This is a genomic window from Stenotrophomonas nitritireducens (genome assembly GCF_001700965.1).
In the GTDB taxonomy this organism is placed as follows: domain Bacteria; phylum Pseudomonadota; class Gammaproteobacteria; order Xanthomonadales; family Xanthomonadaceae; genus Stenotrophomonas; species Stenotrophomonas nitritireducens_A.
The window spans coordinates 240,367-259,794 of sequence record NZ_CP016756.1 but is presented as its reverse complement, the minus strand read 5'-3'; the positions used below and the strand labels follow the sequence as shown (position 1 = coordinate 259,794).

Below are 19,428 nucleotides of genomic sequence, written 5' to 3'. Positions count from 1 at the left end.
CGGCCCCGGCTGGATGCTAGAATTGGCGGCTTGTCTGCCTTATTAGACCGACCATGATCGAACTCAATCCCATCCGCCAGCGAATCGCCGATCTGACTGATCGTGTGGTATCGCTCAGGGGGTATCTTTGACTACGACGTCAAGAAAGAACGTCTGGAAGAAGTAACCCGCGAACTCGAAAACCCGGACATCTGGAACAACCCCGAGTACGCCCAAACACTGGGCCGTGAACGCTCGCTGCTGGACAAGACCGTCACCGGCATTGCCGATGTACTGGACGGCCTGTCCGAAGCCACCGAACTGCTTGAGCTTGCCGAAAGCGAGCAGGACGAGGACACCGCGCTGGCGGTGGTAGCCGACCTGGACAAGTTCCAGTCGCACATCGAGAAACTCGAGTTCCAGCGGATGTTCTCCGGTGAAATGGACAGCTGCAACGCCTTCGTCGACATCCAGGCCGGTGCCGGTGGTACCGAAGCCCAGGATTGGGCGGAAATGATGCTGCGCATGTACCTGCGCTGGTGTGAAGCGCGTGGCTGGAAGACCGAGCTGATGGAAGTGTCCGGCGGCGACGTTGCCGGCATCAAATCGGCCACCTTCCGTGTCGAAGGCGAGTTCGCCTATGGCTGGCTGAAGACCGAGATCGGCGTGCACCGGCTGGTGCGCAAGTCGCCGTTCGACTCGGACAACCGCCGCCACACCAGCTTCACCTCGGTATTCGTGTCGCCGGAAGTCGATGACAACATCGAAATCGACATCAACCCGGCCGACCTGCGCACCGACGTGTACCGTTCCTCCGGTGCCGGTGGTCAGCACGTCAACAAGACCGAGTCGGCGGTGCGTATCACCCACATCCCGACCAATACCGTGGTTGCCTGCCAGATCGGCCGCAGCCAGCACCAGAACCGCGACACCGCGATGAAGATGCTGGCCGCCAAGCTCTATGAGCTGGAAGTGCAGAAGCGCAACACCGAGCGTGACGCGCTGGAAGCGACCAAGTCCGACATCGGCTGGGGCAGCCAGATCCGCAACTACGTGCTCGACCAGAGCCGTATCAAAGACCTGCGCACCGGCGTTGAACGTACCGACACGCAGAAAGTGCTGGACGGCGACCTCGACGAGTTCATCGAGGCCAGCCTCAAGTCCGGCCTGCAGGCCGGCGCCAAGCGCATCGACGCTTGATCCGGAATGGCCCTGCACGGGCCATTCCCTTGTTGTACGGTGCGGTTGCAAGCCAATGTGGCCGCGCCTTGTCATCTCCCCCAAATCGAATGAAAGCCATGACCGACCAGACCCCTGAAACGCAGCAGCCCCCCGTCGACGAGAACAGCCTCATCGCCGAGCGCCGCGCGAAACTCACGGCGCTGCGCGGGCAGGGCGTTGCCTACCCGAACGACTTCCGTCGCGAAGACTTCGCCGGCAAGCTGCAGGACGAATACGCCGACGCCGAGGTGTGGACCAGCGAAGCGCTGGAAGCCACCGGCCGCACGGTGAAGATGGCTGGCCGGTTGATGGCCAAGCGCATCATGGGCAAGGCCAGCTTCGCCCAGATCCAGGACGAGAGCGGCCGCATCCAGCTGTTCCTGCAGGCCACCGCGCTGGGCGACATCTATGCCGCGTTCAAGGGCTGGGACGTGGGCGACATCATCGCCGTCGAAGGCGGACTGACCCGTACCAAGACCGGTGAATTGTCGGTCAAGGCGACCAGCATCCGCCTGCTGACCAAGTCGCTGCGCCCGCTGCCGGACAAGTGGCACGGCCTGGCCGATGTGGAGCAGCGTTATCGCCAGCGCTACGTCGACCTGATCGTCACCCCGGAATCGCGCGAGGTCTTCATCAAGCGCTCCAAGATCATTCGCGCCATGCGCGCATGGCTGGACAACCGCGATTTCCTCGAAGTCGAAACGCCGATGATGCATTACATCCCCGGCGGCGCCACGGCCAAGCCGTTCACCACCCACCACAACGCGCTGGACATGCAGCTGTACCTGCGCGTGGCGCCGGAGCTTTACCTCAAGCGCCTGGTGGTTGGCGGCCTGGAACGCGTCTACGAAATCAACCGCAACTTCCGCAACGAAGGCGTCAGCACCCGCCACAATCCGGAATTCACCATGATGGAGCTGTACGAGGCCTACGCCACGTACAACGAAGTGATGGACCTGACCGAAGGCGTGATCCGCGATGTGGCGCAGAGCGTGCTGGGCACCACCCAGGTGGAATGGGACGGCGTGCAGATCGACCTGGCCCCGGCCTTCCGCCGCTGGCGCATGGACGAAGCCGTGCGTCACCACAACCCGGAAATCACTGCCGCCGACTGCACCGACCGTGATGCGCTGCTGCGGCATTGCGAGCGCCTGAAGATCCGCGTCAAGCCGAGCTACGGCTGGGGCAAGCTGCTGCTGGAAATCTTCGAGGCCACGGTCGAGCACACCTTGATCCAGCCGACCTTCATCACCGATCACCCGGTCGAGGTCTCGCCGCTGGCCCGCGCCAGCGATAACGACGCCGGTTACACCGATCGCTTCGAGCTGTTCGTCAACGGCAAGGAGCTGGCCAACGGCTTCTCCGAGTTGAACGACCCGGAAGACCAGGCCGCACGTTTCCAGGCACAGGTGGAGGCCAAGGACGGTGGTGATGACGAAGCCATGCATTACGACGCCGACTACATCCGCGCGCTGGAATACGGCATGGCACCGACCGGCGGCCTGGGCATCGGCATCGACCGTCTGGTCATGATGCTGACCGGCCGCGCCTCGATCCGCGACGTGCTGCTGTTCCCGTACATGCGCCCGGAAGCCTGATCCAGCAAGATTGCACTGCAGGCAGAAAGAAAAAAGGCCTTCCCGTAACCGGGAAGGCCTTTTGCTTTGCGAACTGTAGTGCCGAGCCACGCTCGGCAGAAGCCGTGTAGTGCCGAGCCATGCTCGGCAGCGGCTTTACTAGCGAAAAGCTGCCCTCACCCCAACCCCCGCTCCGCGTCCCGGCCTTTGCGCTGGCGCAAAGGCGCTCGGTCGACCGCGAACCAATGGTTCGCAAGCGGTCTCGCTCCCCCCGCACGCGGGAGAGGGGCGTGTAGTGCCGAGCCATGCTCGGCAGAAGCCTTCCCGATAGCGCCGTTACAACACTGCCCGCACACCCAGGTTGATCAGCATGCCGCCGCCCAGCAGCCAGACGAACAGCAGCAGGGCCAGCAGCATCGGCTTGGCGCCGGCTTGACGCAGTGCCGAAGCATGGGTGGTCAGGCCCAGCGCCGCCATCGCCATCGCCAGCAGCACGGTATCCAGGTCCACCAGCACCTTGACCACCTCGGCCGGCAGCAGCTGCAGCGAGTTGAAGCCGACCATGGCGATGAAGCCGAAGGCAAACCAAGGAATGCTGATCTTGGCGCGCTCGCCGCCGCTGCGGTTGTCGCCGCGAGCCAGCAGTGCGGACAGGCCCACCAGGAACGGGGCCAGCATCATCACCCGCACCATCTTGGCGATGACTGCGGCATCGGCAGCGGGCTCGCTGATCGCGCGGCCGGCGGCGACCACCTGGGCGACTTCATGCACGGTGGAGCCGGTGAACACGCCGAACGCCGTCTCATCCAGTGGCATCCAGCCGGCGGACACGCCCCACTGGTAAAGCAGGGGATACAGGAACATTGCCACGGTGCCGAACACGACGACCGTTGCCACGGCGACCGCCACCTGTTCGGCCCGGCCCTTGACCACGGGCTCGGCTGCCATCACCGCCGCGGCGCCGCAGATCGAGCTGCCCGCACCGATCAGCAGGGCCGCATTACGGTCCATGCCCAGCAATCGGGTGCCCAGCCACCAGGCCAGGGCAAACGTCGAACACAGCACCAGCGCGTCAATCAGCACACCGGCGACGCCAACCTGGCCGATATCCTGCAAGGTCAGGCGCATGCCGTAGAGAATGATGCCGACGCGCAGCAGGGTGGCCTTGGAGAAACCGACCCCGGCATCGGCGTGTGCAGCCATGCTGCGGTAGACGGTATTGCCGAGCACGATGCCGATGACGATGGCCAGGGTCAGCGCGCTGATGCCGTGGTTCTGCATCCACGGCAAGGTGCCGAGCCAGATGGCCAGGCCGGCGATGGCGGCAGTCAGCAACAGGCCGGGAAGGCGGGTGAGGGTCAGTGGAGTCAGCCCTTGGGTAGAGGTGTTCATAACGTGCGGTTATCAGAAGATAGCCCATGCTGCACCTCAGGTTATTACCTGTAAAACGGATAATATTGGTTGATTCAATCAATTTATTGGATAGGTCATGCATCTATCGCTGCGCCAACTACAGATTTTCTCGGGGATCGCCGAGGCCGGCACGACCACGGCGGCAGGCGAGCTGCTGGGTTTGTCGCAATCGGCCGTGAGTGCGGCGCTGGGCGAGCTGGAAAGCCTGCTGGGGCTGGCGCTGTTCGACCGTATCGGCCGCCGGCTGGTAATCAATGGCCATGGCCGCGCCCTGTTGCCGCAGGCCCGTGCCCTGCTGGCGGGAGTGACCGACATCGAGCGCCGGTTCCGGGCCGACAGCCCCACCGGCGCGGCGGTGCGCTGGCAGGTGGGCGCCAGTACCACCATCGGCAACTACCTGATGCCGGCGCGGATTGCCGACCTGCAGGAGCTGAATCCGCACGCCCAGGTCGAACTGGTCATCGGCAACACCCGCGAGGTCACCACTGCCGTGCAAAGGCTGGAAGTGGATGTGGGGCTGATCGAAGGCCCCAGCCATGAGCCGGGCCTGGAGGTCGCGCAGTGGCGGCAGGATGAGCTGGTGATCGTATTCGGCGAGCGCCACCCGCTGGCATCAAAGTTCAGCCACGGAGCGGACCTGGCGATGCTGCGGCAGGCCCGCTGGCTGTTGCGCGAACCCGGGTCGGGCACCCGTGAAGCCGCCGAGCAGGCCTTGCTGCCGCATCTGCATGGTTTTGCCGAGGTGCTGCAGCTGGGCGGCACCGAGGCGATAAAGCAAGGCGCGGTGGCAGGACTGGGCCTGGCCTGCCTGTCGCGGCATGCGGTGGCCGATCTGGTGACCCTGGGCAAGCTGCGCGTACTGGCAACGCCACTGCCGCCGCTGCAGCGCCAGCTGTGGGTGGTGCGCCACCCCGGCAAGCGGATTCCGGCCAGTCTGCGGCAGTTGCTGGGCCTGCCGGCGGATGTGTTTAGCGACGATTGAGCGCGGCTGCTGCCATAGCCCGTACAATACGCCCATGCCTTTGATTACCTTGCAGAACGTCGACTACAGCGTCGGCGGCCCGTTGTTGCTGGAAAAAGCCGAACTGTCGATCGAGACTGGCGAGCGTATCGCCCTGATCGGCCGCAACGGCGCCGGCAAATCCACTCTCATGAAGCTGATGGCTGGCGAGCTCAAGCCCGATGACGGCGAGGTGCGCGTGCAGCAGGGCGTGCGCGTCACCCGGCTCGAGCAGGAAGTGCCGCATGGCGCTGCCGGCAGTGTGTTCGACGTGGTCGCCGATGGCCTTGGCGAACTCGGCCATTGGCTGGCCGAATTCCATCGCCTGAGCCACGCCGAGGTGTTCGATGGCGAGGCCATGGGCAACGTGCAGGCCAAGATCGATGCCGCCGATGGTTGGGGCCTGGACCAGCGCGTCGAGGAAACCCTGACCAAGCTCGACCTGGATGGCGATGCCGAGTTCGGCCGCCTGTCCGGCGGCATGAAGCGCCGCGTGCTGCTGGCGCGTGCGCTGGTCGCCGGGCCGGACGTGCTGCTGCTCGACGAGCCGACCAACCATCTGGATATCGAAGCCATCGATTGGCTGGAAACCTTCCTCAAGGGCTGGAACGGCTGCGTGGTGTTCGTCACCCATGACCGCCGCTTCCTGCGTGCGCTGGCTACCCGCATCGTTGAAATTGATCGCGGCCAGGTCACCAGCTGGCCGGGCGACTGGGAAAACTACGAGCGTCGCCGCGAGGAGCGCCTCAACGCGCAGGCGCAGGAAAACGCTCGCTTCGACAAGCTGCTGGCACAGGAAGAAGTGTGGATCCGGCAGGGCATCAAGGCCCGCCGTACCCGCGACGAAGGCCGTGTGCGCCGCCTCAAGGCGATGCGCAACGAGCGCGTGCAGCGCCGTGAGCTCAGTGGCAACGTCAAGCTGGAAGCCTCCGGTGCGGAGAACTCCGGCAAGAAGGTCATCGACATCAAGAACATCAACTTCGCCTTTGGCGAGCGGGTGATGATCAAGGATTTCGAGACCGTCATCCTGCGCGGTGACCGCATTGGCCTGATCGGCCCCAACGGCAGCGGCAAGACCACCTTGCTCAAGCTGCTGTTGGGCGAACTGCAGCCGGACAGCGGTGAAGTGCGCCAGGGCACCAATCTGCAGATCGCCTATTTCGACCAGTACCGCGCCACCCTGCGCGAGGATTGGAGTGCGATCGAGAACGTCGCCGAAGGCGCGGACTTCATCGATATCAATGGCAAGCGCAAGCATGTGCATGCCTACCTGCAGGACTTCCTGTTCACCCCGGAACGTGCGCGTGCGCCCATTACCCGCCTGTCCGGTGGTGAGCGCAACCGCCTGCTGCTGGCCAAGCTGTTCGCGCAGCCGTCCAACCTGCTGGTGATGGATGAACCGACCAACGATCTGGACGTGGAAACCTTGGAGCTGCTGGAAGAGCTGCTGGGTGACTACACCGGTACCTTGTTGTTGGTCAGCCATGACCGTGACTTCCTCGACAACGTGGTGACCTCCACGCTGGTGCTGGAAGGCGAGGGCAAGGTAGGCGACTACATTGGTGGCTACAGCGACTCGCTGCGCCAGCGCCCGGCCCCGACCCAGACCGCAATGGCGGTGGCCAAGGCTTCGGCGACGGCGGCTCCTGCTGCAGCGCCGGCGGCCCCGGTTGCCGAGGCCGCGCCCAAGCGCAAGCTCAGTTTCAAGGACGCGCGCGAGCTGGAGCAGCTGCCGGCCAAGATCGAAAAGCTGGAGCTGGACGTGGAAGGCCTGACTTCGGCGATGAACGATCCCTCGTTCTATACCCGTTCCAGTGCCGAAGTCACCGCGCACACGCAGCAGCTGACCAAGGTGCAGGCCGAGCTGGATGCCGCCTACGCACGCTGGCAGGAACTGGACGCCTGAGCCGGTTCTGACGGTCTGCGTGTTGCTTCACCTGCCGTCCTCAGTGAGGACGGCAGGATGGTGTCCATGGATGCTGTGAGGCGATGATGAAAAGACCGTTCGAGGTTGAGCGTATCGATCATGTGGTGTTCCGGGTCCGCGACCTGGAGCGCAGCATCGCGTTTTATTCAAGCGTGCTGGGTTGCGAAGTGGTGCGCCGTCGCGATCACCTGGGCCTGGTGCATCTGCGCGCGGGTGCGTCGATGATCGACCTGATCAGTCTTGATGGCAGCCTGGGCGCACGCGGTGGCCCAGGGCCGGGGCTGGAAGCGCGCAACCTCGATCATCTCTGCCTGCGCATCGAGCCCTTCGATGAAGCGGCCTTGGTTGCATTTCTGTCGGCGCATGGCGCAACGCCACTGGCAGCCGCCGAGGTCAACTTCGGTGCCGAGGGAGATGGGCTGTCGCTGTATTTCCGCGACCCTGATGGAAACACCATTGAATTGAAAGGCCCGGCGTCGGCGGCTAGCTGACGAACGGCTTTGCCCCCTCCCTTGCACCGCAGGTGCAGGGGAGGGCTGGGGAGGGGTGCTTTTCGCTGTAGATCTGCCGTTACGTAGGTAGCGAATCCACCGCGAAGATCAACAGCACCCCTCCCAACTCTCCCCTTGGCTTCGCCAAAGGGAGGGCTCAAAACGTCGAGGGCATGCAGTGCTTTGCCCCCTCCCTTGCACCGCAGGTGCAGGGGAGGGCTGGGGAGGGGTGCTTTTCGCCGTAGATCAGCCGCTACGTAGGTAGCGAATCCAGCGCGAAGATCAACAGCACCCCTCGCAACCCTCCCCTTGGCGTTGCCAAAGGGAGGGCTCAAAACGTCGAGGGCATGCAGTGCTTTGCTCCCTCCCTTGCACCGCAGGTGCAGGGGAGGGCTGGGGAGGGGTGCTTTTCGCTGTAGATCAGCCGCTACGTAGGTAGCGAATCCAGCGCGAAGATCAACAGCACCCCTCCCAACCCTCCCCTTGGCGTTGCCAAAGGGAAGGGGGAGCGCTAAGCGTTATTCTTCCTCGTCGTCGCTCACCGCTTCCTCGCCACCACCGGGCAGTTCCAGAAACGCCCAGAACGCAACATTGTCTTCTGCCCAGCGCGCGGATGCTTCGGAAAGCACATCCAGCAAGGTGTCGAAATCCGCCGAACTGCCTTGGCGCAGGTCATCGGCATCGCTGAAAAGCAACGCATAGCCGTTGGCCGGCAGCCACGACAGGTCACGCAGGCCGTCGGACAGCGCATCCCAGTTGCGGCTCCAACCAGCTGGGAAATCCAGCTGCGTACCAATCCGCATCAGCAAGGTGCGCTTGTCGCTACAGCCTTCCAGGTCGATGCGGCAGACGCGCAGGCCGGCGTCACGCGCCACCGCTGCCAGCCCGCCGAGATCGCCATCGCCCACGCCGTAGACACCGGCCTGGCTGACGTCTTCCAGACCCATGTCGAAACCGCTGTCACTCATGGCGTACTCCTGGCGGGGACTTCGAAGCTGCGGAAGCTCTCGTAATGATCGTCGGTGTAATACCAGGCATCCGGCGGGTCGCCTCCGGTCACGATGCGCTTGGCGCCACGATGGTTCAGCCCCGGCGTATCCACCGTGTATTCGCGGTAATAGCCACGTGGCCGTTGCGGCAGCTGGCGCTCACGGTTGCTGAAGGTGCTGCCGTCCTGGCGATGCGGGTAGGGGCCGCCGCGCTGGATCAGCTCGATGGTCGCGCGTGCTTCGGCTGGCAGGAAAGCCGGCAATGGATCGCGGTATTTGGCCGTACTGGACGGTGCCGGTTCCGCTGCCTGGGGAAGCGCGTCCCCGGCGCTGCCCGTACCCAGCGCAGGCGCGAACTGCGGCGGCGGTGGCTGTTGCGCAACACGCATGCCCCACAGGCCGGCGACAAGCAGGACCACGGCAACAACCAGAAGATAGGGCTTGCGCATCAGGGCAGGCGATCAATCAGGAAAGGGCAATGATTATCACGCTGTATGTCTGTTTTTGTTGAACGGCTGGTTCATGCACTGTTTCCTGTGCAGCGGTTCACAGGCTGATAACAATGCCCCGGCGCAGTGCCCAAAACAGCATGATCCCGATGGCGGGACAAAGTTTCCTTTACATCGGTCTTGGTAAGTTACGCGTTCCTGCCTACCATTCAGTGCTGTATCTGCATTGCCCGGGCTTTCCGGGCACAGACCCCAGGCATATACCCAAGGAGATCCGTGATGGCCTATACCCTGCCCAAGCTGCCTTACGCTTACGACGCGCTGGAACCGTACATGGATGCGGCCACGGTCGAGATCCATTACTCCAAGCACCACCAGACCTACGTCAACAACCTCAATGCGCTGGTTGAAGGCACCGAGTACGCCGATCTGCCGATCGATGAGCTGCTGCGGAAGGTCAAGACCCTGCCGGAAAACCTGCAGCAGGGCGTGCGCAACCAGGGCGGCGGCCATGGCAACCATTCGCTGTTCTGGGACGTGATCGGCCCGAACGCCGGTGGCACCCCGAGCGGTGCGCTGGCCAAGGCCATCGACGAGCAGCTTGGTGGCTTCGACAAGTTTAAGGAAGCTTTCACCAAGGCGGCGTTGACCCAGTTCGGCTCTGGCTGGGCGTGGCTGAGCGTCGGCGCTGACAAGAAGCTGCTGGTGGAGAAGAGCTCTAACCAGGAAAGCCCGCTGATGGAAGGCCGCACCCCGGTGCTGACCATCGACGTGTGGGAGCACGCCTACTACCTGAAGTTCCAGAACCGCCGCGCCGAGTTCATCGAAACCTTCTACAGCCTGATCAACTGGAAGGAAGTGGAGCGTCGTTACCAGGAAGCAATTGCCTGATCGCAATGATCTGAAGGGGTGGCAAAGGTAATCGCCATCGCAACAAAGGCCGGGCATTGCCCGGCCTTTGTTGTTTCAGAAACAGCTGGTTGTGGCCAGCCGGGTTTGTGGGAGCGGCGTAAGCCGCGAAGCAGACCCATCATCAGATGGCACAGGTGCCGAGGGTTTGTGCAAAGCCAGCTTCGCGGCTGACGCCGCTCCCACAGCCAGAGCACTACAAAGCCCGAGTGTTGTCGTTTCAGGAAGCCCATTTGTCGGGCAGCCCAGCAGCCCATTTGTAGGAGCGGCGTAAGCCGCGAAGCAGACACATCATCAGATGGCGCAGATGCCAAGGGTTTGTGCAAGGCCAGCTTCGCGGCTTACGCCGCTCCCACAGCCAGAGCACGACAAAGGCCGGGCATTGCCCGCCCTTTGTCGTTTCAGGAAGCCCGTTTGTGGGGCAGCCCAGCAGCCCATTTGTAGGAGCGGCGTAAGCCGCGAAGCAGACACATCATCAGATGGCGCAGATGCCAAAGGTTTCTGTAATGCCAGTCTCGCGGCTTACGCCGCTCCTACACAGCTGCGGGCCCGTTGCCGCTTCAGGGCTGCTCGGCTTCAACGCTCGCGGGAATCCGGGTGATACGCAGCGTCGCCATCATGCCCAGCGGCTCGGGCGTTGGCTGCGCGTCGCTGGCAGGTAGTTGGATTGGCTGCTGGGTGATGTCGGCAAAGCTGCGCACCTGGTAGAGCACGTCCATGCCATGGCGGGCGCCGGCCGTCGGGCTGGCATCGCCGCGCTGGTTGGAGGGATTCCGCCGCGCCGGTTGGTAGCCGGGCAACTGCCGCACCAGCTCATCGGTGGGAGCGGCGAAGTCGCCGATGATCAGTGACGGCAGACCCTCATGGGTGGCATCCATCCACGAGCGCAGGTCGGCTGCCTGATGGCCGCGCGCCACCGGGGTGTTGTCGGTCGGGCACATGCTGGCCGTGTAAATGTTCAGCAACGCCTGCTGCAGTTGCAGCCGCTGCATCCCGGCGGCGGTCGGCATGTCATCGCCATGCAGCAGGGTGATACCGTCCTGCTGCGCGGTGAGCCGGGTCAACACCGCGTTGCCGCGGCGTTCGGGCTGGCTGGGGCGGTCGGCGCTGACGAAGTCGCAGCTGTACTTGAGCCGGCTGCCGAGCCAGCAGGCCGGATTATTGGCGGCCGGCCCCCGTTGGCGCACGTCCTGCACGACGATCACGTCCGGATGCAGCGCTTCCATCAGCTGGGCGATCCGCTCCCGTTGGCCGGCCCAGCTCTCGCCGCTGTCGGGTAGACGCAGATTGGCGACCTTGATGACCGGCATTACCGGCTCGGCCAGTACGCCAAATGACAGGACAAGCAGTCCAAAACAGCCCCAGCGCAGCATTGCAACGCCTCAAGATGAGGGATTTTCATGCTAATACCTTGTGTGTAGAGGGGTTGTGCAGGCCTTTGGAATAAGGCTTTACCTGTACGGGCGGTAGGCGTTTTACCGGCTGGCGGCTGCTCTGGTTTCGGGGCCTGATGCGTTACGCTTGCAACCTTTGTATTCACGGATCGCCCTGAGATGACGACCAATCACGTGGCAGCAGCCCCGGACCCCAAGGCAAAGATGCCGCGCCAGATCGGCTACATCATCGGTAACGAAGCGTGCGAACGCTTCAGCTTCTACGGGATGCGCAACATCCTGGTGCAGTTCCTGATCACCTCGCTGCTGTTGCAGGAGATCACTTCCGAAGGCCGTGCAGGTGAGGCCAAGGACATCATGCACAGCTTCATGATCGGCGTGTATTTCTTCCCGCTGCTCGGTGGCTGGCTGGCTGACCGCTTTTTCGGCAAATACCACACCATTCTCTGGTTCAGCCTGATCTACTGCGTCGGCCATCTATGCTTGGCGTTGTTCGAGGACAGCCGGCAGGGCTTCTTCCTCGGCCTGGGGCTGATCGCGCTGGGTGCCGGTGGCATCAAGCCGCTGGTGGCCTCGTTCATGGGCGACCAGTTCGACCAGGGCAACAAGCACCTGGCCAAGGTGGTATTCGACGCCTTCTACTGGATCATCAACTTCGGTTCGCTGTTCGCCTCGCTGCTGATCCCGCTGGCACTGAAGAACCTGGGCCCGCAGTGGGCGTTCGGCATTCCCGGCATCCTGATGTTCGTGGCCACCTTCGTATTCTGGCTGGGCCGCAAGCGCTATGTACTGGTGCCGCTGCCGCCCAAGGATCCGCATTCCTTCGCCAACGTGGTGCGCACCGCGCTGCTGGCGCAGGCGCCGGGCCAGGGCCGCATGGGTCTGGTGGTGGCGGTGCTGGGCGTGGTGCTGGCACTGGCTTCGTTCGCGCTGGTGCCGAGCCTAGGCATCGTGATCAGCCTGTGCCTGGCGCTGGTGGCGGTGCTGGCCGGTATCGGTGGCGGCACCATGCTGCAGCTGGACCGCGCCCGGGTCGTGCACCCGGAGGCGGCCGTGGAAGGCGTACGCTCGGTGCTCAAGGTGCTGGTGATCTTCGCCCTGACCACGCCGTTCTTCTCCTTGTTCGACCAGAAGGCGTCGACCTGGGTGCTGCAGGGCCAGCAGATGAGCATGCCGAGCTGGTTCACCGCCTCGCAGATGCAGGCGCTCAACCCGCTGCTGGTGATGATCCTCATCCCGTTCAACAACCTGGTGTTGTACCCGGCGCTGCGCCGCTTCGGCTTCGAGCCGACCGCACTGCGGCGGATGACCGCCGGCATCGCCTTCAGCGGCCTTGCCTGGATCGTGGTGGGTTGCATCCAGATGGTGATGGACGGCGGCGACGCCATGTCGATCTTCTGGCAGATCCTGCCGTATGCGCTGCTCACCTTCGGTGAGGTGCTGGTGTCGGCCACCGGCCTTGAGTTCGCCTACAGCCAGGCGCCGCCCTCGATGAAGGGCGTGGTGATGAGCTTCTGGAACCTGACCACCACCATCGGTAACCTGTGGGTGCTGCTGTCCAACGCAGCGGTGCGCAACCATGCAGTGACCGACCGCATCGCCAGCACCGGCTTGAGCGAGACGGCTTTCCTGATGTTCTTCTTTGCCGGCTTTGCGTTCATCGCGGCGTTGGCATTTGGCATCTATGCGCGCCGTTACAAGATGGTCGACAACTACCGGGCTGTTTGAACATGCAAGGAATCATCACTCTGATCCTGATCGCCATCACCGCGCTGGTGTCGTGGATGGCGTTCAACAACCGCAAGCTGGCGGACCGGCTGATCCTGTGGCCGCCGGCCATCGACAAGCACAAGCAGTACGACCGGCTGGTGACCTACGGGTTCATCCATGCCGACTTCGGGCACCTGTTGTTCAACATGGTCACCCTGTACTTCTTCGGCCGTTCGATCGAGGTCATCATGCTCGGCATCACCGGGCAATGGTGGGTATATCCGCTGTTCTACCTGGCGGCATTGGTGGTCTCGATCCTGCCCACTTACCTGAAGAACCAGAAGAACCCCAACTACCTGAGCCTGGGCGCGTCAGGTGCGGTCTCGGCGGTGTTGTTCGCCTACATCCTGGTCGCACCCTGGAAGTTGATCCTGGTGATGTTCATCCCGGCGCCGGCCATCATCTATGCCGCCTTCTACGTCGGCTACAGCATCTGGATGGACAAGAAGGGCGGCGACAACGTCAACCACAGCGCGCACCTGGCCGGTGCCGCTTTCGGCGTGATGTTCATGCTGATCATGGAGCCGGAGCTGCTGCAGCATTTCCTGCAGAGTCTGATGAACCCCACCTTCCGCTTCTGATCGGTGGGATGGAACGGGCGGCGTTCCGTATGCGGAAACGCCGGCCAGCCTGGCCGGCGCTGTATTGCTCACCGCACTGGCAAGCTGGGCCGACGCTGCACGGGAACCTCGGGCTGGCTCAGGCCGCGTAGCTGTCGAGCAGGCGCGAATAGACCTCGCTGTCGATCTTCTTGAATTCCCAGCCGTTCGTATCGCCGGCGACGGTCAGTTGGAACAGGCCCTCCAGCAGGGTGGCGTCATGGTCGTTGGACGGGATCTGGACGGTGTTGTCGTTGTCGAACATGGGGCACCTCGACTGCTGTCTGTTGTTTACAGGTGTACACAGCAAAAGCCGTGCCAGCTTTTGAGACGCAGTTCAGGGTTTGATTGCGCGGGCGTGGTCGGAGACGATGTCGAAAAGTGACGTACAGCGGCGTTCCTGTCCGGTCCTGCGCGTCATCACCCCGTCTTCACTCCATCCTTCGCCTGCAGGAGCAGCCATGACCAACAACCCATCATCAGCAAACATCGAACACGACGCCGCCGCGCAGCGGTTCCAGACCGTGGTGGATGGCACGCTTGCAGTACTGGACTACGAACGGCGCGACGGGGTGATGGTCATCACCCACACCGTGGTGCCCGAAGCCATCGGTGGCCGTGGCATCGCCGCGCAGTTGACCCGGTTCGCGCTGGAGCATGCACGCGCTGCGGGCTGGAAGGTGGTGCCTGCCTGCAGTTATGCGGCGACCTTCCTGCAACGTCATGGCGAATATGCGGACCTGCTGGGATAATCGTGCTGGCATGGCCAAGCCCGACCGGGCGGCCGCACAAAACCTTCAAGGGATGACAGGGCATGAACAGGTTGGTATGGGGATCGTCTGCTGCAGCGGTATTGCTGCTGGCGTTGGCGGGGTGCAAGCAGGATGAGCAGGCGGTGCCGGCCACGCCGGCCGCCGAACCGGTGCAGGCGCCGGTAGCGGCTGCGCCAGCGGCCGCCGAGCTGAGCGATGTGATTGAAAACACCCCCAGCTACGTCATCGGCATCAGCTACCCGCCGGCCGCCGCGAAGTATCCGGGGCTGGCGGCTGCATTGAGCGAGTATGCCGGCCACGCCAAGGCAGACCTGTTGAAGTCGGTGTCCGAGCTGGGCAACGACAAGCCCACCGCGCCGTATGAGTTGTCGCTTGCCTTTGACATGCTGGTCGAGACGCCCGCAGTGGTCGCGGTATCCGCCGATGGCAGCAGCTATACCGGCGGCGCGCATGGGCAACCGTTGGTGGCCCGCTTCGTGTGGCTGCCCGAGCAGCAGCGCCTGCTCAAGGCGGAGGATCTTGTGGCCAGTGCCAAGGGCTGGCAGGCGATCAGCGACTTCACCGAAGACAAACTGCTGGAGCAGGCAACGGTGCGCGCGCAGGGCGAAGACATGTCGCCGGAGGAGCAGCAGGCCCAGGTCCGCAACCTGTCCAAGATGATCGATGAAGGCACTGCGGCCGACGCCACCAACTTCAGCCAGTTCCAGCCGGTGATGGATGCGGCAGGCAAGATTTCCGCATTGCGTTTCGTGTTCCCGCCGTACCAGGTGGGGCCGTATTCCGATGGCACGCAGACCGTGGATGTCCCGGCTGCGGTGTTGTTGCCGCATGTGGCGGCGGATTACCGGGGGCTGTTCGCACACCCCTGAACCACAGGAGGTCAGTGATGGATGCGGGGCTGCAACGTCGTGTGGAAGCATTGCTGCAGGAGGCCGACATCACCCCCGGTGGGGATCGGCCGCAGGACCTGGACATCCTCGACCCGCGCTTTTACGCGCGGGTGCTGGCCGATGGCTCACTGGGGTTGGGCGAGAGTTACATGGAAGGCTGGTGGCAGGCCCATTCGCTCGATGGCCTGCTCACTCATCTGCTGGACGCTCGCCTGGACGAGCGCGTGCACGGCGGTGGCGAGGTCTGGGATGCGCTCAAGGCCAAGCTGTTCAATCTGCAGAGCGGGCAGGGCAGCTACGAGGTAGGCAAGCGCCATTACGACCTGGGCAATGACCTCTACCATGCCATGCTGGGTAAACGCCTGGTCTACAGCTGCGGTTACTGGCGCAACGCCAGCAGCCTGGACGAGGCACAGGAAGCCAAGCTGGAGTTGATCTGCCGCAAGCTTGACCTGCGCCCGGGCATGCGCGTGCTGGATATCGGTTGTGGCTGGGGCGAGGCGCTCAAGTACGCGGCCGAGCGCTACGGCGTACAGGGCGTGGGCGTGACCATTTCGCAGGAGCAGGCCGGGTTTGCCCGGCAGCTGTGCGCCGGCCTGCCGGTGGAGATCCGCCTGCAGGATTACCGTGAGCTGGATGAACCCTTCGACGCCATCCTGTCGGTGGGCATGTTCGAGCACGTCGGGGTCAAGAACTACCGCAGCTACTTTGAAGTGGCGCGCCGCTGCCTCGGCGAGGAAGGCCTGTTCCTGCTGCACAGCATCGGCACCAACATCAGCCGCGACCGCACCGACCCCTGGATCGCCAAATACATCTTCCCCAACTCGATGCTGCCTTCGGCAGCACAGATCACCCACGCCATGGAAGGGCTGTTCGTGCTGGAGGACTGGCAAAACTTCGGCACCGACTACGACCGCACCCTGCAGGCCTGGCGCGATAACGTCGAAGCCGCCTGGGATCGTTTGGACCCACGCTACGACGAACGCTTCCGGCGCATGTGGCGCTTCTACCTGGCCGCCTCGATGGCGACCTTCCGCACCCGGCATTCGCAGCTGTGGCAACTGGTGCTGTCCCCGCGCGGGGTGCGGGCAGGGTATCTGGCACCGCGCTGAATCCGGAACGCTGTAACCGCAAAAGTGTTTTAGAAGTTTATATTTCAGTTGTGTATTATTCGGCTCGACCCTGGATGAGCCGACGACCATGAGCAGTTTTAACGTGACCGAAAGCCGGATTGATGCCACCTGCAAGCGGTGGCCCGGCTTCCCGCGCGAGCCGGCGGTGCTGGTGCGGCTGATAAAGGGGGTCTACAAGGCGGTCCATGACCGTGCCAACGGGGTACTGCGCGAGTTCGACCTGAGCCATGCCGAATACAACATCCTGATGATGCTGTATGGCACGCCGGGGCGCCCGCTGACCCCGTCGGAGCTGGCCGGTGCGGCCACCGAAAAGTCAGCCAACATCACCCGGCTCACCGATCAGCTGTGCAACAAGGGCCTGCTGGAGCGTATTCCCGACAGCAGCGACAGGCGCAAGCTCGGCCTGCACCTGACCAGTGACGGCGTGGCCTGCATCCAGAGCCTGTTGCCGAAGATGGGCGAGCTGCTGGTCATGCAGGTACAGGGCCTGGACGCGGGCGAACAACAGCAGCTCGAGGTGCTGTTGAAGAAGATGCTGGCCGGCGTCGAGGCCAACTGAGCACGCCATGGCCGCTACTTCCACGACAGTAAACACGCAGGCCACGGCAACGCCCTGGCATGCGGGAATGGCCGGGTTCCTGAAAGGCGAGGGAGATACCTGGCTGTTCGTATTGCGGACCACGGTGGCGTTCTTTCTCACCGGTTGGCTGGCAATGCGCCTGCAATTGCCACAGCCGGGCACGGCGATGATGACCACCGTCATCGTGATGCACCGGCAGAGCGGCATGGTCCTGGCAAAGGCGTTCTACCGGGTGCTGGGCACCTTGGTCGGCGCGGCCGCCGCATTGCTGATCGTGGGGCTGTTCCCGCAGCAGCGTGAGCCCTTCCTGGTGTTGATGGCACTGTGGATCGCCGGCTGTACCGCCGGCGCCACCTTGCACCGCAACTTCAAGTCCTATGCCTTCGTGCTGGCCGGTTATACCGCTGCGATCATTGCCTTGCCCGTCATCTCCACCCATCCGGGCCAGATCTTTGATTCGGCGGTGGCGCGTATCAGCGAGGTGCTGCTTGGCCTGCTGGTAACCGCGGTGATCAGCGACACGATATTCCCGGTGCGCCTGCGCGATACCCTGCGCGCGGCGGTGTCCAGCCAGTACGGCAGCTTTCTTGATTTCACGCGCGGCGCCCTGCTTGGCGAGACGGCGCGCGGGCAGATGGAACAGGCCCACCTGCGCGTGGTGCGTGATGCGGTGACATTGGAAGACCTGCGCAGTTCAGTGATTTTCGAAGACCCCGAGGCGCGGGCACGCAGCGCCCACCTGCAGCGTTTCAACCAACGCTTCATGGCCGCGTCCACCAGTTTTCAGTCATTGCATCACCTGATCAACCGCCTGCTGCGCCAGCCGGACCCGGCGGTAGGGCGGGCACTGCAGACCCTGTATCAGCCGTTGGGTGCAGCGTTGCAGGCTGGCGATCCGCAGCAGCCCGAGCAGCTTGCCGCGCAGATCCATGCAGTGCGCAGAGGGCTCCCGGCGCACGCAGCACAGCTGCGTACGGTGTTGGCCGATGCGGCAAGGATTGAGGATTTTGCCGTGGGTGCCGAGTTGCTGCGCCGCTTCGTCAAGGAACTGGAGCAATACGTGCTTGCGCGCGGCCAGCTGACGTTGCAGGTTGCGCCAACCCAGGAAGATGCGCGTGCGCATTTCGTGCGCGGCAATGACTATCTGGGCGCCGCGGTGGCCTTCATCCGCACCGCCATCACCATGCTGCTGCTGGGCGCGTTGTGGGCTGCCAGTGGCTGGGCGATGGCGGTCAACGTGATGCTGCTGGCAACCATCTTTTCCGGCCTGTTCGCCACGGTTCCCAGTGCGGCGCGGATGACCGGCAAGGTCGCCTGGGGCTATCTGGTCGGTGTGCTTGCGGCCTATGTGTGCGATTACGCGGTATTGACCAGGATGGAGGGCTATACGCTGCTGGTTGCCGGCCTGCTGCCGTTCTTCCTGATCGGGCCGTACCTGGTCAGTCGTCCCAAGCTGACGGTATTTGGTCTGGGCTATACGCTGGGGCTGGTCAACATGCTGGCCATCAGCGGCGTGCATAGCTTCGACCCGCTGCGTTTTTTCAACGAAGGCACCTCGCACATGTTCGCGATGGGCGCAGCCGTGCTGAGTTTTGCGCTGATGCCGCCATTGGTGGGAACCGCCTGGCTGCGGCGGCGACAGATGGCCGGCCTGCGTGCGCAGGTACGCTTGGCCGCGCAGGCACCGTTGCGCGGCCTCCAGCAGCGTTTTGAAAGCAGCAACAGCGACCTGCTGCACCAGATCGTCATGCACACCGCGCCGGGCAGCAGCGAATCCAGCGAGCAGCTGGCCTGGGCCTTGGCGGTCAACGAGACCGGCCGGGCATTGATCCATCTGCGTCACGACGTGGCGCATGAGCCGGCATTCACCCTGCTGCACCAGCGGGTGGACGCGGTGGTGCAGGCCCTGTCCGCATTCTTCACCCTGCCAAGCGTGGATGGGTGGCAGCGGGCTGACCGGGCGCTGGAAGCGGCGGTGGCATTGGCCCGCGAACAGGCCGGAGAGCGCGGTGTGGCGGCGCGCGTGCTGCTGCATCTGCGCCTGGTTCGCCTGGCGATGGTGGATGACCGCTCGGTCATGGCGGCCTATATCACTGCGTCCGAACCGACCAAGGAGAGCCCTGTCCATGCCCATTGAAATTGCATTCGCAGGAACACTGTTTCCCGGTCTGCTGCTGTTGTTCCTGCTTGTCTGCGTACTGGTGTGGGCCCTGGACACGATTGCCGGCCGTCGCGGCTGGTACCGCGGTGTCTGGCACCCGGCCTTGTTCCGCACCGCGATCTTCATCTGCCTGTTTGGTGGCTTCGGCCTGCTGCTCTTCTGAGAATCTC

At 63.6% G+C, this 19,428-nt stretch carries 19 protein-coding genes; 14 read left to right on the top strand and 5 right to left on the bottom strand.

All coding sequences use genetic code 11. The features are described from left to right. The first annotated feature begins 53 nt into the window (after positions 1-53). Together prfB and lysS are read left to right on the top strand one after the other, a co-directional pair. Positions 54-1,179, top strand: a protein-coding gene (prfB, locus tag BCV67_RS01145) for a peptide chain release factor 2 (RefSeq protein WP_156455715.1) whose coding sequence is annotated in 2 segments (ribosomal slippage) — positions 54-128 and positions 130-1,179 — 1,125 coding nt in all. Because the reading frame shifts where the segments join, the coding sequence is not laid out codon by codon here. A gap of 98 nt (positions 1,180-1,277) precedes the next feature. Further along, positions 1,278-2,798: a lysine--tRNA ligase gene (lysS, locus tag BCV67_RS01140; RefSeq protein ID WP_062166106.1), complete on the top strand. Its 1,521-nt coding sequence runs from the start codon at positions 1,278-1,280 to the stop codon at positions 2,796-2,798. Between the two features lie 315 nt (positions 2,799-3,113). On the opposite strand, the gene BCV67_RS01135 is transcribed toward lysS, so the two are convergent. Continuing rightward, positions 3,114-4,169 (bottom strand): YeiH family protein, encoded by a 1,056-nt coding sequence (locus tag BCV67_RS01135; RefSeq protein ID WP_062166105.1) that lies wholly within the window; start codon positions 4,167-4,169, stop codon positions 3,114-3,116. A gap of 97 nt (positions 4,170-4,266) precedes the next feature. Here BCV67_RS01135 and BCV67_RS01130 point away from each other — a divergent pair, with 97 nt between their 5' ends. The 3 genes from BCV67_RS01130 (at position 4,267) to BCV67_RS01120 (ending at position 7,608) form a co-directional block, all read left to right on the top strand. After that, positions 4,267-5,172 carry a LysR family transcriptional regulator gene (locus tag BCV67_RS01130; protein WP_062166104.1) on the top strand — a complete coding sequence of 302 codons (906 nt, stop codon included), beginning with the start codon at positions 4,267-4,269 and terminating at the stop codon, positions 5,170-5,172. A gap of 34 nt (positions 5,173-5,206) precedes the next feature. Next, entirely contained in the window at positions 5,207-7,096 is a 1,890-nt protein-coding gene (locus BCV67_RS01125; RefSeq protein WP_062166103.1) for an ATP-binding cassette domain-containing protein, read from the top strand. A gap of 83 nt (positions 7,097-7,179) precedes the next feature. Then, positions 7,180-7,608 (top strand): VOC family protein, encoded by a 429-nt coding sequence (locus BCV67_RS01120; RefSeq protein WP_062166102.1) that lies wholly within the window; start codon positions 7,180-7,182, stop codon positions 7,606-7,608. 518 nt (positions 7,609-8,126) lie between these two features. Here BCV67_RS01120 and BCV67_RS01115 read toward each other — a convergent pair. Continuing rightward, positions 8,127-8,576, bottom strand: a complete 450-nt coding sequence (locus BCV67_RS01115) for a barstar family protein (protein WP_062166101.1) — start codon at positions 8,574-8,576, stop codon at positions 8,127-8,129. After that, on the bottom strand, positions 8,573-9,046 hold the full coding sequence (locus tag BCV67_RS01110; RefSeq protein ID WP_062166100.1) for a ribonuclease domain-containing protein: 474 nt from the start codon (positions 9,044-9,046) through the stop codon (positions 8,573-8,575). The genes BCV67_RS01115 and BCV67_RS01110 overlap by 4 nt, the downstream gene beginning before the upstream one ends. Positions 9,047-9,325: 279 nt before the next feature. Here BCV67_RS01110 and BCV67_RS01105 point away from each other — a divergent pair, with 279 nt between their 5' ends. Further along, a complete protein-coding gene (locus BCV67_RS01105; RefSeq protein WP_057628305.1) occupies positions 9,326-9,937 on the top strand; it encodes a superoxide dismutase in 612 nt (203 codons plus the stop codon). Between the two features lie 578 nt (positions 9,938-10,515). Here the strand turns inward: BCV67_RS01105 and BCV67_RS01100 are convergent. Then, positions 10,516-11,328 (bottom strand): endonuclease/exonuclease/phosphatase family protein, encoded by an 813-nt coding sequence (locus tag BCV67_RS01100; protein WP_062166099.1) that lies wholly within the window; start codon positions 11,326-11,328, stop codon positions 10,516-10,518. Between the two features lie 180 nt (positions 11,329-11,508). Between BCV67_RS01100 and BCV67_RS01095 the strand changes: the two genes are divergently transcribed. Together BCV67_RS01095 and BCV67_RS01090 are read left to right on the top strand one after the other, a co-directional pair. Beyond that, complete coding sequence (locus tag BCV67_RS01095) at positions 11,509-13,077, top strand: oligopeptide:H+ symporter (protein WP_062166098.1); 1,569 nt, start codon at positions 11,509-11,511, stop codon at positions 13,075-13,077. Positions 13,078-13,088: 11 nt separating this feature from the next. Next, positions 13,089-13,700, top strand: coding sequence for a rhomboid family intramembrane serine protease (locus BCV67_RS01090; protein WP_156455940.1), 612 nt, complete (start codon positions 13,089-13,091; stop codon positions 13,698-13,700). A 118-nt stretch (positions 13,701-13,818) separates the two neighbouring features. On the opposite strand, the gene BCV67_RS20310 is transcribed toward BCV67_RS01090, so the two are convergent. Continuing rightward, a complete protein-coding gene (locus tag BCV67_RS20310; RefSeq protein WP_172837709.1) occupies positions 13,819-13,983 on the bottom strand; it encodes a hypothetical protein in 165 nt (54 codons plus the stop codon). Between the two features lie 196 nt (positions 13,984-14,179). Between BCV67_RS20310 and BCV67_RS01085 the strand changes: the two genes are divergently transcribed. The 6 genes from BCV67_RS01085 to BCV67_RS01060 all read left to right on the top strand — a co-directional run bounded on the left by BCV67_RS01085 (position 14,180) and on the right by BCV67_RS01060 (position 19,421). After that, positions 14,180-14,470 carry a GNAT family N-acetyltransferase gene (locus BCV67_RS01085; RefSeq protein WP_062166096.1) on the top strand — a complete coding sequence of 97 codons (291 nt, stop codon included), beginning with the start codon at positions 14,180-14,182 and terminating at the stop codon, positions 14,468-14,470. 62 nt (positions 14,471-14,532) lie between these two features. Beyond that, positions 14,533-15,360: a DUF3298 and DUF4163 domain-containing protein gene (locus BCV67_RS01080; RefSeq protein ID WP_062166095.1), complete on the top strand. Its 828-nt coding sequence runs from the start codon at positions 14,533-14,535 to the stop codon at positions 15,358-15,360. 17 nt (positions 15,361-15,377) lie between these two features. Further along, complete coding sequence (gene cfa / locus BCV67_RS01075; protein ID WP_062166094.1) at positions 15,378-16,493, top strand: cyclopropane fatty acyl phospholipid synthase; 1,116 nt, start codon at positions 15,378-15,380, stop codon at positions 16,491-16,493. 88 nt (positions 16,494-16,581) lie between these two features. After that, a complete protein-coding gene (locus BCV67_RS01070) occupies positions 16,582-17,076 on the top strand; it encodes a MarR family winged helix-turn-helix transcriptional regulator (RefSeq protein WP_062166093.1) in 495 nt (164 codons plus the stop codon). Positions 17,077-17,083: 7 nt separating this feature from the next. Next, entirely contained in the window at positions 17,084-19,234 is a 2,151-nt protein-coding gene (locus BCV67_RS01065; RefSeq protein ID WP_082746447.1) for an FUSC family protein, read from the top strand. Next, entirely contained in the window at positions 19,224-19,421 is a 198-nt protein-coding gene (locus tag BCV67_RS01060; protein ID WP_062166091.1) for a DUF1656 domain-containing protein, read from the top strand. The genes BCV67_RS01065 and BCV67_RS01060 overlap by 11 nt, the downstream gene beginning before the upstream one ends. Positions 19,422-19,428 lie beyond the last annotated feature (7 nt).

Coding starts and splice junctions, on each gene's coding strand:
- BCV67_RS01070 (WP_062166093.1), top strand. CDS start 16,582: ATGAGCAGTTTTAACGTGACCGAAAGCCGGATTGATGCCACCTGCAAG.
- cfa (WP_062166094.1), top strand. CDS start 15,378: ATGGATGCGGGGCTGCAACGTCGTGTGGAAGCATTGCTGCAGGAGGCC.
- BCV67_RS01085 (WP_062166096.1), top strand. CDS start 14,180: ATGACCAACAACCCATCATCAGCAAACATCGAACACGACGCCGCCGCG.
- BCV67_RS01080 (WP_062166095.1), top strand. CDS start 14,533: ATGAACAGGTTGGTATGGGGATCGTCTGCTGCAGCGGTATTGCTGCTG.
- BCV67_RS01095 (WP_062166098.1), top strand. CDS start 11,509: ATGACGACCAATCACGTGGCAGCAGCCCCGGACCCCAAGGCAAAGATG.
- BCV67_RS01130 (WP_062166104.1), top strand. CDS start 4,267: ATGCATCTATCGCTGCGCCAACTACAGATTTTCTCGGGGATCGCCGAG.
- BCV67_RS01065 (WP_082746447.1), top strand. CDS start 17,084: ATGGCCGCTACTTCCACGACAGTAAACACGCAGGCCACGGCAACGCCC.
- BCV67_RS01105 (WP_057628305.1), top strand. CDS start 9,326: ATGGCCTATACCCTGCCCAAGCTGCCTTACGCTTACGACGCGCTGGAA.
- BCV67_RS20310 (WP_172837709.1), bottom strand. CDS start 13,983: ATGTTCGACAACGACAACACCGTCCAGATCCCGTCCAACGACCATGAC.
- BCV67_RS01110 (WP_062166100.1), bottom strand. CDS start 9,046: ATGCGCAAGCCCTATCTTCTGGTTGTTGCCGTGGTCCTGCTTGTCGCC.
- BCV67_RS01135 (WP_062166105.1), bottom strand. CDS start 4,169: ATGAACACCTCTACCCAAGGGCTGACTCCACTGACCCTCACCCGCCTT.
- BCV67_RS01060 (WP_062166091.1), top strand. CDS start 19,224: ATGCCCATTGAAATTGCATTCGCAGGAACACTGTTTCCCGGTCTGCTG.
- BCV67_RS01115 (WP_062166101.1), bottom strand. CDS start 8,576: ATGAGTGACAGCGGTTTCGACATGGGTCTGGAAGACGTCAGCCAGGCC.
- lysS (WP_062166106.1), top strand. CDS start 1,278: ATGACCGACCAGACCCCTGAAACGCAGCAGCCCCCCGTCGACGAGAAC.
- BCV67_RS01100 (WP_062166099.1), bottom strand. CDS start 11,328: ATGCTGCGCTGGGGCTGTTTTGGACTGCTTGTCCTGTCATTTGGCGTA.
- BCV67_RS01125 (WP_062166103.1), top strand. CDS start 5,207: ATGCCTTTGATTACCTTGCAGAACGTCGACTACAGCGTCGGCGGCCCG.
- BCV67_RS01120 (WP_062166102.1), top strand. CDS start 7,180: ATGATGAAAAGACCGTTCGAGGTTGAGCGTATCGATCATGTGGTGTTC.